The organism is Amycolatopsis sp. cg13 (assembly GCF_041346965.1).
In the GTDB taxonomy this organism is placed as follows: Bacteria; Actinomycetota; Actinomycetes; order Mycobacteriales; family Pseudonocardiaceae; genus Amycolatopsis.
The window spans coordinates 1,975,128-1,990,081 of record NZ_CP166848.1 but is presented as its reverse complement, the minus strand read 5'-3'; the positions used below and the strand labels follow the sequence as shown (position 1 = coordinate 1,990,081).

The 14,954-nt window shown below is 70.6% G+C and carries 1 protein-coding gene; it reads left to right on the top strand.

What is annotated here, in order from left to right; genetic code table 11:
* Positions 1 to 7 precede the first annotated feature (7 nt).
* Entirely contained in the window at positions 8 to 14,797 is a 14,790-nt protein-coding gene (locus AB5I40_RS08800) for a non-ribosomal peptide synthase/polyketide synthase (protein WP_370937944.1), read from the top strand.
* Positions 14,798 to 14,954 lie beyond the last annotated feature (157 nt).

The window sequence follows — 14,954 nt, the reverse complement described above, 5'->3', positions numbered from 1 at the left end:
ACTCCCCATGACGTCGTCCCGTGAGGACCGCATCGCGGCGCTGCCCGCTCACCTGCAGGAAGCGCTGCGCCGCCGGATGGCCGGAACGGCCGGCCGCGCGCCGGAGATCCCGGCCGCAGCCGACCGTTCCGGCCCCGTGCCCTTGTCGTCCGCGCAACGCAGGCTGTGGTTCTTCAGCCAGCTCCGTCCGGATGATCCCGAGTACAACAGCGCGTTCGCCTTGCGGTTGAACGGTGAGCTGGATGTCGCGGCGTTGGCGACGGCGCTGCGGTTGCTGGTCGCTCGGCATGAACCGCTGCGCACGACTTTCCAAGAGGTCGACGGCGAACCGGCGCAGCTAGTCCAGCCGCCGTATGAGGTGGCGATTCCGGTAGTGGACGCCGCGCCGGACGACCTCGACGCTGTGCTGAAGGCGGAGTACTCGCGGCCGTTCGATCTCACGCACGGGCCGTTGCTGCGCGCGGTGCTCGTGCGCCTTGGCCTGGCTGAGCATGTGCTGCTGGTGTGTGTGCACCACATCGCCACGGACGGCGCGTCGATGGGAGTGCTGACCGAAGAACTCGGCCTCCTCTACCGCGATGGCGAGCGCGCGGACCTGCCGCCGCAGCCGTTGCAATACGCGGATTTCGCGCTGTGGCAGCACAATCGCCCGACTCGCGCGGCCGGGCTGGCGCACTGGACCCGGCAGCTGACCGGAGTGACGCCGCTCGAATTGCCGACCGATCGTTCGCGTCCGGCCGCCCGCAGCACGGCCGGTGCGGTGCGCGAGTTCGGCGTCCCCGCGGACGTGGCCCGCCGGCTCGCGGACCTGGCGCGGACCTCGGAAACCACGTTGTTCACGGTGCTGTTCGCGGCCTGCCAGGCGCTGTTCGCGCGCTACACCGGTCAGGACGACATCGCGCTCGGCACCGTCGTCTCCGGCCGGGACCGTCCGGAGCTGGAGCAGGTCGTCGGATTCTTCGTCAACACCGTCGTCCTGCGTTCGGAAGTGGACCGGTCCGCGTCGTTCGCCGACCACCTGGCGGTAGCGCGGCAGACCGTTCTCGACGCTTTCGCCCACGATGACGTGCCGTTCGAGGAAGTGGTCGACGCTGTGCACGCGGGACGGGACCCCGGTCGCAACCCGTTGTTCGATGTCATGGTGCTGCTCCACAACGCGGGCGCCGGGCCAGTTTTCCCGGGCCTGGCCGCCGAACCGACTGGGGTGACGCGGGATTCGGCCAACTTCGACCTCACCGTCGAGTTCGAGGAATCCGACGGCCGCCTCGCCGGGCTCGTGGAATACAGCACCGAACTGTTCGAGGTCGGGACGATCGACCGGCTGATCGCGCACCTGCTGCGGCTGCTGGCCGGGGTCGGCGCCGACCCGGGCCGCCGGATCGCCGACGTGGCACTGACCACCGAGACCGAGGGAGCCCAGCTGCTCGGCTGGCGCGGCCCGGTCATCGACGTCCCGGACGGCACCATCGTCGACCTCCTCGACCACCAGGCCAGGACCCAGCCGACGGCGACCGCGCTGGTCTGCGGCGACGTCCGGCTGAGCTTCGCCGAACTCGCCGCCCGCACCGACGTGCTCGCCGCGGATCTCGCCGGCCGGGGCGCGGGGCCGGACCGGGTGGTCGCCGTGCTGCTCCCGCGCTCGGCCGACGCGATCATCGCGCTGTTCGCCGTGCTCAAGGCCGGGGCGGTGCACCAGTCGATCGATCCCGGCCTCCCTGCCGAGCGGATCGAGGTGCTGCTGGCCGACACGAAGCCGGTGGTGGTGCTGGACCGCATCGGCGGGTTCACCGACGGTCCGCGCCCCGCCGCGCCGCGGCCGTCGGACGCCGCCTACGTCATCCACACCTCCGGTTCCACCGGCACGCCCAAGGGCGTCGTGGTGGAGCACGCGGCCCTGATGAACGTTCTGGTCAACCACCGCGCGGCGTTCGGCCGCGAGCGGTTGCGGGTGGCACTGACGGCGTCGCTGTCGTTCGACACGTCGTGGGAAGGCCCGCTGCTGCTGGCGGACGGGCACGAGCTGCACCTGATCAGCGACGAAACCCGGCTCGACCCGGCCGCGCTGACCCGGTACGTCCGCGACGAGCGCATCGGCTTCCTCGACGTCACTCCGTCCTACCTGCGGCAATTGCTGCCCGCCGGACTGCTTGCCGGCGCGCAGCGTCCGGAGTTCCTGATGGTCGGCGGCGAGGCCGTCGGCGAGAGCCTGTGGCACGAACTGGCCGGATCCGGGGTAGCCGCCGGAAACTACTACGGCCCGACAGAGTCCACTGTGGACGCGACGTGGGCTCGGGTGACCGGAGACCGGCCGTCGATCGGCCGTCCACTCGGGAATGTCGGCGCATACGTCCTCGACGACCAGCTCCGGCTGGTCCCGGCCGGAGTCCCCGGCGAACTCTGCCTCACCGGAGCCCAGCTCGCGCGCGGCTACCTCGGTCGACCGGGCCTGACCGCCGACCGGTTCGTGGCGAATCCCTTCGGCGCGCCCGGAACTCGCCTCTACCGGACCGGCGACCGCGCCCGCTGGACCGCCGATGGCCGGTTGGAGCACCTCGGCCGGACCGACGACCAGATCAAGGTCCGCGGCTTCCGCATCGAACCCGGCGAGGTCGAGACCGCATTGCGCGCCCAGCCGGGTGTGGTCGATGCGGCCGTGGACGCGCGCGACGGCCGACTCGTCGCGTATGTCGCCGGCGAGCCCGCTGACTTGCGGACTGGATTGGCTAAGGTGCTGCCCGCGCACCTGGTGCCGTCGGTGTTCGTGCACCTCGATCAGCTTCCGCTGACCCGGCACGGCAAACTGGACCGCCGGGCGCTCCCGGAACCGGAGATTTCCGCGTCAGCGCAGTACGTCGCCCCGCGAGACGAGCGGGAACAGCTGGTGACCGACGTGTGGGCCGAGGTGCTCGGCTTGGAACGCGTCGGCGTCGAAGACGATTTCTTCGCTCTCGGCGGCGATTCGCTGCTGGGCATCCGGGTGGTCGCGCGGCTGCGTGCCGAACTGGGCGCGGATGTCCCCGCGCGGCTCGTTTTCACCGCGCCGACCCCGGCGCTGCTGGCCGCACAGTTGCCCGCCGCCTCCGCGCCGCAGGAAGCGATCCCGCTCCTGCCTCGCGGCGACGGACCGTTCGAAGCACCGCTTTCCTTTGCCCAGCAACGACTCTGGTTCCTCGACGAATTCGACCCCGGCAGCACCGAGTACGTCTCGCCGACCGCCCTGCGGTTGCGCGGCGACCTGGACGTGCCTGCTTTGAACCAGGCCCTCACCGCGTTGGTGGCCCGGCACGAGTCCCTGCGCACGACCTTCGCGACGGTCGACGGCCGCGGCGTGCAGATCGTCCACCCGCCGCACGCCGTCGATCTCCAGGCAGTGGACGGAGACCTGGACACCGCGCTGGCCGCCGCGACCGGACCGGTCGACCTGCACACCGGCCCGTTGCTGCGCGCCGCGCTCACCCGGCTCGGCCCCGACGACCACGTGCTCACGCTGGTGCTGCATCACATCCTCACCGACGGCTGGTCCTCGGGCGTCCTCCTGAGCGAACTCGCTGTCTTCTACGCCGCATTCACCCGCGGCGACGAGCCGGGACTGCCTCCGCTGCCCGTGCACTACGCCGATTACGCAGTCTGGCAACGAAACCGCACCGACTTCGACAGCCAGCTCAGCTACTGGCGGCACCGCCTCGCCGGTCTCGAACCGCTGGAGCTGCCCACCGACCGGCCTCGCCCGGCCGTCCGCACGAAGAACGGCGCGCTGCACGAGTTCAGCGTCCCGGTCGGCACCACCGCGCGGCTCGCGGAGCTGTCCCGGCAGCAGGGCAGCACGCTCTTCATGACCCTGCTCGCCGCCTGCCAGCTGCTGTTCGCGAGATGGTCCGGGCAGGACGACGTCGCGGTCGGCACCGTCGTCTCCGGCCGGGAACGCACCGAGCTGGAAGGCCTGATCGGCTTCTTCGCCAACACGCTCGTCCTGCGGTCCACTGTGGACTTGACCCGGGGGTTCGACGCTTTCCTCGGCGAAGTCCGCGAGACGGTGCTCGACGCGTTCGCGCACCAGGACGTGCCGTTCGACCGCGTCGTGGACGACGTCCAGCCCGAACGCGACCCCAGCCGCACCCCGTTGTGCCAGGTCATGGTCGTGCTGCACAACACCCCGGACGCCCGCCCGGCGCTGCCCGGGCTCGCCGTCGAGGAGGTCGCGCCGCCGATCGTGACCGCCGGATTCGACCTGGCGCTCCACTTCCAGCAGACCGCCGGGGGGCTCGACGCGGTCGTCAACTACAACACCGACCTGTTCGACGCGGCCACGATCGAACGGCTGAGCAGCTGGCTGCGCATCCTGCTGGCCGGAATCGCCGCTGCTCCGGGCCAGGCGCTCGGCCGGTTGCCGTGGATCACCGCCGACGAGCGCGGCCGCGTCCTGCGCGAATGGAACCCGACCGCCGTCGCGGCTCCGGAACCGACGCTGCACCGGCTGTTCGCCGCGCAAGCCGCCCGCACCCCGCACGCCGTGGCGGTGACTTGCGAAGGCGTCGAACTGACCTACCGCGAGCTGGACCGGCGGGCAAACCGCTTGGCGCACAGGCTGATCGCCGAGGGCGCCGGACCGGAACGGCTGGTGGCCTTGCGGCTGTCGCGTTCGGCCGACCTGGTGGTCGGAATCCTCGCGGTGCTGAAGTCCGGCGCGGGATATCTGCCGATCGACCCGGACTACCCGCCCGCGCGGATCGAGGCGATGCTGGCCGACGCGCAGCCGGTGTGCGTCGTGGACACGATCGCGGCGGACGGCCTGCCAGACACTGACCCGGCGGTGCGGGTTCGGCCGGAGAACACCGCGTACGTCATCTACACCTCCGGCTCCACCGGCGTGCCCAAGGGCGTCCTCGTCCCGCACGCGAACGTGACCCGGCTGTTCTCCTCGACCGACCACTGGTTCGGCTTCGGCGACCAGGACGTCTGGACGCTCTTCCACTCCTACGCGTTCGACTTCTCGGTGTGGGAGCTGTGGGGCGCGTTGCTGTACGGCGGCCGCCTCGTGGTGGTTCCGTCCGACACGGTTCGCTCGCCGGAGGAATTCCTCGCCCTGCTGGCCGAGCAGCGGGTGACCGTGCTCAACCAGACGCCGTCGGCGTTCTACCGGCTCGGCGCGCTGCCATCGGCGCCGTTGAGCCTGCGGTACGTGATCTTCGGCGGCGAGGCCCTCGATCCGGTGCGCCTGGAGGAATGGCGACGGCGGCATCCGGACGGACCGCAGCTGATCAACATGTACGGCATCACCGAGACCACCGTGCACGTGACGTATCGCGTGCTCGACGACCGCGCGACGGTGGGCGTGCCGATCCCTGACCTGCGCGCTTACGTCCTGGACGCCTGCCTCGAACCGGTTCCGCCCGGCGTCACTGGCGAGCTGTACGTCGCGGGCGCGGGCCTGGCGCGCGGCTACCTGAACCGGCCCGGACTGACCGCGTCCCGGTTCGTCGCGGACCCGTTCGGCGCGCCGGGCACCCGGATGTACCGCACCGGCGACCTGTTGTGCTGGACCGCGGACGGCGAACTCGCCTACCGCGGCCGGGCCGATCACCAGGTCAAGATCCGCGGTTTCCGCATCGAACTGGGCGAAGTCGAGGCGGCGCTGTCCGCGCATCCGGACGTGACCGGCGCGGTGGCGGTCGCGCACGGCACCGGGGATGCCCGGCGGCTGGTCGCGTATCTGACGGGCACGGTGCCGGGGACCACGGTGCTGCGCGAGTACCTTGCCCGCTCGCTGCCCGCGCACATGATCCCGGCGGTGTTCGTCGCGCTGGACGAACTGCCGCTCAACGCGAACGGCAAGCTCGACCACCGCGCACTTCCCGCACCCGGCGCGCGTGTCGAAAACCGTTACGTGGCACCGCGTACCGAGATCGAGACCGTGCTGGCCGAGGTCTGGTCAACAGTGCTCGGAGTCGACCAGGTCGGCGTCGAGGACAACTTCTTCGGCCTCGGCGGCGATTCGATCCTGAGCATCCAGGTCGTGTCCCGCGCCCGCCAGGCCGGGCTGACACTGACGTCCAAAGATCTGTTCCAGCACCAGACCATCGCGGAACTGGGCCGCGTCGTCACCACCGGCGGCCCGGTCGCGCCAGTGCCGGAGCAGGCCGGACCCGCGCCGCTCGGGCCGATCCAGTCGTGGCTGTTCGAGCATCTGGCGCAGCCGTGGCGGCTGACCATGTCTGTCCACCTTGTCCTGTCCGCAGTGGACGTTTCACGCCTTACCGCCGCGATCGCTGAAGTCACCGCCCATCATGCTGCCTTGCGGATGCGGTTCTCCCGCGCGGAGGGAAGCTGGCAGCAGGAACCAATTGCCACAGAAGCGGCGGACATCCTGCGGCACGCTGATCTGTCCGAAGTGGACGACGTGGTCGCGGCAATGCATGAAGAGGCAGTGTGTGCACAGACCTCTTTGGACATCGTCAACGGCCCGGTGTGGCGCGCGGTCCTGTTCACCTTCCGGGACCGCTCGCCGCAGCTGTTCCTCACCGCGCACCACCTCGTCATGGACGGCGTCTCCTGGCGCGTCCTGCTGGGCGACCTGGAACGGGCCTACCAGGGCGAGCCGCTGGAACCGACCGGCAGCTCGTTCACGCATTGGGCTCGGACGCTCGCCGATCACGTCCGCACCGGCGGGCTCGACGGCGAGGCCGAGTACTGGGCGAGTGTGCTGCGCGGCGTCGACACCGAGCTTCCGGTCGACCGTTCCGGGCGCAACACCGCGGAGTCGGCGTGCTCGGTGTCGGTTTCCCTTGACCGGGTTGAAACTTCCGCGCTCCTGCAGGACGTGCCCGGCGCGTACCGGACCGAGGTCAACGACGTCCTGCTGAGCGCCCTCGCCCGCGTGCTGGCGCGCTGGACGGGCCGGTCCCAGGTCGTGCTCGAGATGGAAGGCCACGGCCGCGAGGACGTCGCCGCACCGCTCGACCTGTCCCGGACGATCGGCTGGTTCACCGCGCAGTACCCGGTCGCGCTGACCGTGCCCGGCGACGGCTGGGACGCGATCCTCAAGTCAGTCAAGGAACAGCTGCGCGCCATCCCGAACAGGGGCGTCGGCTACGAAGCACTGCGCTACCTCAGCGAATCCCCGCTCCGGAATGACCCGACCCCGCAGATCTCGTTCAACTACCACGGCCGCTGGGACGTCGGGACCGCCGAGGACGGGCTTTACCAGGGTCGCGGGGAAAGCCTCGGCCACGATTCCGCGCCCGACAGCGTCCGCCACTACCTGCTGGACGTCGTCGGCGTGGTCGAATCCGGCGAACTGCACCTGACCTGGGAGTACTCGGAAGAGGTGCACGCGGAGGAGACCGTTCGCGGCCTGGCCGAGGCGACCGTCGAAGCGCTGCGGGAAATCATCGCGCACTGCGCCTCGGCCAGCGGCCGCACGCCGTCGGACTTCCCGCTGGCCCGGCTCGACCAGGCCACGGTGGACCGGCTCGCCGGGGACGGCCGCGAGGTCGAGGACATCTACCCGCTGACCGCACTGCAGGCGGGCATGGTGTTCCACAGCCTGGTCGACAGCGGTTCGAGCGCGTACTTCGACCAGTTCCGGCTGCGGCTGGGCGGAATCCGGGACCCGCGCGCGCTCGCCGAGGCCTGGCAGCGGATGGCGGACCGGACGCCGATCCTGCGCAGCAGCACGGTGTGGGACGGCGTGGACGAGCCGGTGCAGCGCGTCCATCGCGGGGTCCGGGTCCCGGTCGGGCAGCACGACTGGCGCGGCCTCGCTCCGGAAGCGCAGCAGGCCGAGCTAGCGAAACTGCTCGAAGCCGACCTGGCCGCGGGCATGGACCTGACCACGCCGCCGTTGATGCGCCTGGAGATCGCCCGGCTGACCGACGACGAGGTGCAGCTGCTCTGGACCTCGCACCACGTCCTGCTCGACGGCTGGAGCGCCGCTCAGGTCTTCGGCGAGGTATGCGAGCAGTACACGGCGATTGTCGAAGGCACGCCGGCGAAACTGACGCCGCGCCGGCCGTTCCGCGACTACCTCGCGTGGCTGGCCGCGCAGGACCGGGCCGCGGCTGAGGAGCATTGGCGCGAGGTGCTCGACGGCTTCGCCGCGCCGACTCCGCTGCCGTACGACCGCCGTCCCCGCGAGGCGCACCGTGCGGAATCCGGGGCGACGCTGCTGGTCGAGCTGTCCGCAGAGGAGTCGGCGGAGTTGCGCGAGATGGCGAAAACCGCCGCGCTGACGGTCAACTCGGTCGTGCAGGGAGCGTGGGCGCTGCTGCTCGCGCGCTACAGCGGCGAGCCGGATGTCTTGTTCGGCACCACGGTTTCCGGACGCCCGCCGGAATTGCCCGGCGTCGAAGCGATGATCGGGATGTTCATCAACACCGTCCCGACGCGGGTCGAAGTCCGGAATGGACAGTCGGCCGCCGAATGGCTGCGCGCGATCCAGGCCGAGCAGGCGGACGCGCGCCGGTACGATTTCCTGGCGCTTTCGCAGCTGCAGACCTTCACCGGGGTGCCGGCGGGCGCGGCGTTGTTCGACAGCGTGGTGGTCTTCGAGAACTACCCGATCGAAGACAGCGGGCAGGACGGCGTCCGGGTGCTGGACGTCGAATCGCTGGACACCACCAGCTACCCGCTGAACCTCACCGCCTACCTCCACGACCGGCTCGGGCTCGAACTGTCCTACGACCCGAAGCTGTTCGACGAATCCACCGCGCAGCGGTTGGCCGCGCACCTCGCCCAGCTGGTGCGGGAGATCGCCGCCGACCCGGAGCGTCGCGTCGGCTCGCTCTCGCCGCTCACCGCTGACGAGCGAAGCCAGGTGCTGGCCCTGGGCCACGGCGATTCCGCCGATCTCCCGGCGGAGACGGTGCTGGACGTGTTCGACGCGACCGTTGCGCGAATGCCGCACGAGACCGCGCTGGTCTTTCACGACACCGTCCTGGACTTCGCGGAGGTCGACGCTCGCGCGACACAACTGGCGGAAGAGCTGATCGAGCGGGGCGCTGGGCCGGAGCGGGTGGTGGCGGTCATGCTGCCGCGCTCCGCCGAGGCAGTGATCGCGTTCTTGGCGATTTTCAAGGCAGGCGCGGTGTATTTGCCGATCGACGCGGACCTGCCGGAGGAACGCGTCCGCTTCCTGCTGAACGACGCGCGCCCGGTGGTCGTGCTGGGCAGGCCGGACGAGAGTTACGCGCCGCCAGCACCGGTTTCGAAGCGACCGGACGCGGACACCGCCGCGTACGTCATCTACACCTCGGGCTCGACCGGCACGCCGAAGGGCGTCGTGGTGGAGCACCGCGCGCTGGTGAACCTGCTGGTCGCGCACCGGGCGATCTTCCTCGACCGCGGCCGGGAACGGGCGGCGCTCACCGCGTCGCTGGCCTTCGACGCGTCCTGGGAACCGTTGCTGGCCATGATCGACGGCCACGAGCTGCACGTGCTGGACGACGACACCCGGCTCGACCCGGTCGCCCTGGTCCGCGAGGTTCGCGCGCACGGGCTCAACCTGCTCGACCTCACCCCGGCCTACCTCCAGCAGCTGCTGGACGCCGGGCTGGCGACCGGCGAAGTCCGGCCGCGCACGGTGATCACCGGCGGCGAGGCGGCCACCGAAACGCTGTGGAAGCAGCTGGCCGCCGCGGACGTCACCGGGCACAACTACTACGGCCCGACGGAAGCGACCGTCGACTCGATCCACGCGCCCGTGGTCGGGGAGCAGCCGCTGATCGGCCGTCCGCTGACCAACTTCCGCGCGTACGTCCTCGGTGACACCGGCGAACCGGTGCCGCCCGGCCTGCCCGGCGAGCTGTTCCTCGCCGGACCGCAGCTCGCGCGCGGCTACCTCGGTCGGCCGGGGCTGACCGCGGACCGGTTCGTCGCCGATCCGTTCGGCCCGCCGGGGGAGCGGATGTACCGCACCGGCGACCAGGTCCGCTGGACCGCCGAAGGCTCGCTCGACTACCTTGGCCGCGTCGACGACCAGGTCAAGATCCGCGGCTTCCGGGTCGAGCCAGGGGAGATCGAGACCGTCTTGCGGCGGCATCCGGCGATTGCCGACGTCACCGTCATCGCTCGTGAAGGCCGCCTTGTCGCGTACGTCGTCGGCGAAGCGCAGGGCCTGCGCGAGTGGACCCGCGAACGGCTGCCGGAGCACCTGGTCCCGTCGGCGTTCGTGTCGCTGGAGGCGCTTCCGCTCAACCGGAACGGCAAGCTCGACCGCCGTGCGCTGCCCGCTCCCGGACGCGCCGGAACCGCCGAGTACGTCGCGCCGCGGACCGCCGCCGAACAGCGGCTGGCCGCGATCTGGGCCGACGTCCTCGGAATCGACCGCGTGGGAGCCGACGACAGTTTCTTCGAACTCGGCGGCGATTCGATCCTCAGCATGCGGATCACCTCGCGAGTGCGCGCGGAATTCGGTGTCGAAGTGTCGCCGCGGATGCTGTTCTCCGCCCCGACGCTCAGCCAGTTCGCCGCCGAAATCCCTGCACGGCAAGCGGATGCGGAAGCGATCCCGGTCGTCGCCCGAGACGGTGCGCTGCCGTTGTCGTTCGCGCAGCAACGTTTGTGGTTCCTGGACGAATTCGAGCCCGGCGGGCGGGAATACCTTTCGCCCACCGCATTGCGGCTGCGCGGAGAACTCGATATTACTGCCTTGCAACAGGCATTGAGCACGATCGTCGCCCGGCACGAATCGCTCCGCACTACTTTCGACGCGATCGAGGGCCACGCCGTCCAGGTCATCCACGAGCCCGCGCCGGTCGAGCTCCCGGTGGCGGACTTCGACGAGGCGGTGCTGGCCCGCGAAGCGCTCCGGCCGTTCGACCTGCGCACCGGGCCGCTGCTGCGCGCCCGGTTGTTCCGGGAGGAGTCCGGCGACCACGTTCTGCTGCTGGTGCTGCACCACATCGTCACCGACGGCTGGTCGGCCGGAGTGTTGGCCGCTGAACTGGACACCTGCTACTCCGCCTATGTCCGCGGCGAGGAGCCGCAGCTGCCCGCGTTGCCGGTGCAGTACGCGGATTTCGCCGCCTGGCAACGGGATTTCCTCGACAGCCCCGACCTCGACGAGCAGCTCGACCACTGGCGGGACCGGCTCGCCGGCCTCGCACCGCTCGAACTGCCCACCGACCGGCCGCGTCCCGCGGTGCGCACGAGCGAGGGGGACTGGTTCGGCTTCGACATCCCCGCCGAGGTCGCCGCGAACCTCCGCGAACTCGCGGGCGCGCAGCACGGGACGCTGTTCATGACGCTGGTCGCGGCTTTCCAGGTCGTGCTGGCGCGGTGGTGCGGTCAGGAGGACATCGCGGTCGGCACGGTGGCCGCCGGCCGCGAACGGGCCGAGCTGGAACGCTTGATCGGCTTCTTCGTCAACACTCTCGTCCTTCGGTCCACAGTGGACTCAAGCGGCTCCTTCCGTGATTTGCTCGGCAAGGTGCGCGACACGGTGCTCGACGCGTTCGCCCACCAGGACGTGCCTTTCGAACGCGTGGTGGACGCCGCGCAGCCAGTCCGCGATCCGAGCCGGACGCCGCTGTTCCAGGCGATGGTGGTGCTGCAGAACACCGGCGACCGTCCGGGCGGCGGTTCGTTGGTAGCTGAGGAAGTCGCCCTGCCCGCGACGAGCGCGACGTTCGACCTGCTCGCGCAATTCGAGGAGGACGGCGGGTCGCTGCATGCCGCGATCAACTACGCCACCGGCCTGTTCGACGCAGCGACGATCGAACGGCTCGCCGACCGGTTGCTGACCGCGTTGACCGTTCTCGCCGCTCAACCGGACGAGCCGATGGCTTCCCTGCCGCTGCTGCCGCAGTCCGAAGTGGACCAGTTGCGGAGGTGGAACAACACCGCCGCGGCGGTCCAGACGGCGTCCCTGGCAGAGCTGGTCGAAGCACAGGCCGCGCGGACGCCCGATGCCCCGGCATTGCTGTCTTCCAGTGGAGAAATCACCTTTGCCGAGCTGAACGCGCGAGCGAACCAGCTGGCCCGGCTGCTGGTCGACCGGGGCGCTGGTGCGGAACGGATCGTCGCCGTCCGGCTGCCGCGTTCGACCGCGCTCGTCGTCGCCGAGCTGGCGATTTCGAAGACCGGCGCCGCGTTCCTCCCCGTCGACCCGGGCTATCCCGCCGAGCGCGTCGAGTTCATGCTGCGCGACGCCGACCCGGTCCTCGTCGTGGACGAAGAACTCGATGCCGCCGAGTACTCGGACACGAACCTCGGTGTCCCGGTGGACCCATCGCAACCGGCGTACGTGATCTACACGTCCGGTTCGACCGGGCAGCCGAAGGGCGTCGTGGTGCCGAACGCCGGTCTGGCGTCGTTCTCCGCCGCCGAGATCGAGCATTTCCAGATCCGGCCGGGCGACCGGGTGCTGGCGTTCAGTTCGCCGAGCTTCGACGCGGCGGTGTCCGAACTCTGCACGTCGCTGCCCGCCGGCGCCGCGCTCGTCGTGCCGCCGGAGGGGCCGCTGCTGGGCGCGCACCTGGCCGAAGTCCTGGCGGAGAACCGGGTGACGCAGGCAGTGCTCCCGCCGGTCGCGCTGGCGACCGTGCCCGAGGTGCCGCTGCCGGATCTGCGCACCGTCGTCGTGGCCGGTGATGTCTGCCCAGCCGAGCTGGTCGCCCGCTGGGCGCCGGGGCGGCGGATGATCAACGCGTACGGGCCCACCGAGTGCACGGTCGCGGTCTCGTGGAGCGAACCGCTGTCGCCGGGCGGCCCGCCGCCGATCGGCAAACCGACCCGCAACACCGAGACGTACGTGCTGGACGCCGGACTGCGCCAGGTGCCGATCGGCTCGACCGGTGAGCTGTACGTCCGCAGCGCCGGGCTGGCCCGCGGATACCTGTCCCGGCCCGGCCTGACCGCGGACCGGTTCGTGGCGAACCCCTTCGGCCCGCCGGGATCGCGGATGTACCGCACCGGCGACGTCGTCCGGCAGACGGCGGCGGGAGACCTGGAATTCGCCGGACGCGTGGACCACCAGGTCAAGATCCGCGGCTTCCGCGTCGAACTGGGCGAGATCGAGGCGGCGCTGCGGCGGCATCCGGGCGTGCGCGATGCTGTCGTGGTGGCTCGGGAAGCAAGCGGGCACAAGCGGTTGGTCGCCTATGTGGTCGGCGAAACCGCTCAGCTGCGCACTTTCCTGGGCGAGATGCTGCCGGACTACCTGGTGCCGTCGGTGTTCGTGCCGCTCGACGAGATTCCGGTGAGCCCGAACGGGAAGATCGACCGCGCCGCGCTTCCGGAGCCGGACCTGTCGCAGCTGCAGACCGCCGAGTACGTCGCTCCGAGCACCGAGCTGGAGGAACTGCTGGCGAACGTCTGGGCCGAGGTGCTCGGGATCCCGCGGGTCGGCGCAGGAGACAACTTCTTCGAACTCGGCGGCGATTCGCTGCTCAGCATCCAGGTCGTGCACCGGGCTCGGCAGGCCGGTCTGGCTATGCGCTCGAAAGACCTGTTCACGCACCAGACGGTCGCGGAGCTGGCGAGCGTGGTCCAGCCTGCCGATGCGGTCGAGGAGGATCGCGAAGCCGTGGTCGGGGAGGTTCCGCTGACGCCGATCCAGCGGTGGTTCCTGGATGCGTCGCCGGTGAATCCCGCGCACTTCAACCAGTCTGTGCTGATCGAGCTGAACGGCCCGGTGGACGAGGAGGTCCTGCGGCAGGCGATCGATGCGCTGGTGGCTCAGCACGACGCGCTGCGCCTGCGGTTCGAGCAGACTGCCGACGGGTGGATTCAGCACAACGACCCTGTCGACTCCGGTTCGGTGCTGCGACGAGTGTCCACAGTGGACTTGGAGCGCGCGGCCGACGACGCGCAGGCGAGCTTCGACCTGGCCCGGCCGCCGCATCTGCGCGCGCTTTTGTCGGATGCCGCTGAGAATCCGCTGCTCTTCCTGGTCGCGCACCATCTGGTGGTGGACGCCGTCTCGTGGGGCATCCTGCTGGAGGACCTGGAGCGGGCCTGCCGGCAGATCGAAGCCGGGGAGAAGCCCGACCTTGGCCCGAAGACGACGTCGTTCCGGGACTGGGCACGGCGGCTGCGGGAGTTCGCCGAATCCGGGGCGCTGGACGGCGAACGCGCGCATTGGGCCCGGGAGTTGCCCGGGTGCCGGATTCCGGTGGACCGGGTGGATGCTGCTCCGGAGCCGCAGGACCTGGTGACCATTCGCGTGGACGAGCGGGACACCGATGCCCTGCTGCACCTCGCTCCCGGTGCTTATCGGACTCGGATCAACGACGTGCTGCTGACCGCGCTGGCCTGGACCTTGACGCGCTGGACCGGCGAGTCCGCGGTGGCTGTCGACCTCGAAGGCCACGGGCGGGAGGAAATCCTGGACGACGTCGACCTGACCCGGACGGTCGGGTGGTTCACGACGCTGTTCCCGGTCGCTCTGGAAGTCGATCCTGCCGCGAGCTGGCGGCAGTTGGTGAAGTCGGTCCGGCGGCAGTTGCGGGCGGTGCCGGGGAACGGGTTCGGACACGGGGTTCTGCGGTCCTTCCGCTTCCCCGACCTGGGCCGGTCTGCTCCGCAGGTCGCGTTCAACTACCTGGGACAGGGCGAGAACACCGGGACCGGGGACGGGCTGTTCCTGCGCTCGCTCCCGCCGCTGGGGCGGGACCAGGATCCGGCCAACCGGTCGCTGCACGCGCTCGAGGTGGTGGGCGGAGTGCGGGAGGGGCAGTTGGAGTTCTCGTGGTTCTACCAGCCGGATCAGCACACACGGGAGACAGTGTCGGGGGTGGCTCGCGGATTCGCGGACGCGTTGCGGGCCATCGCGGCGGATTGCCGGGGTGACGAGGCATGAGCTCGGATGCGGGGAAGCGGGCCTGCCGTCCGCTGCGGGACGGCCTGGTGGGTCCCGATCGGGCGGTGCGCGGGTGCCTCTTGGCTGATCGTTGCGGGCTGCCGGAGGAGAGGCGCATGAGCGGGGCTCCGAGCCATCGCGGCCTTCGTTCGGTGCG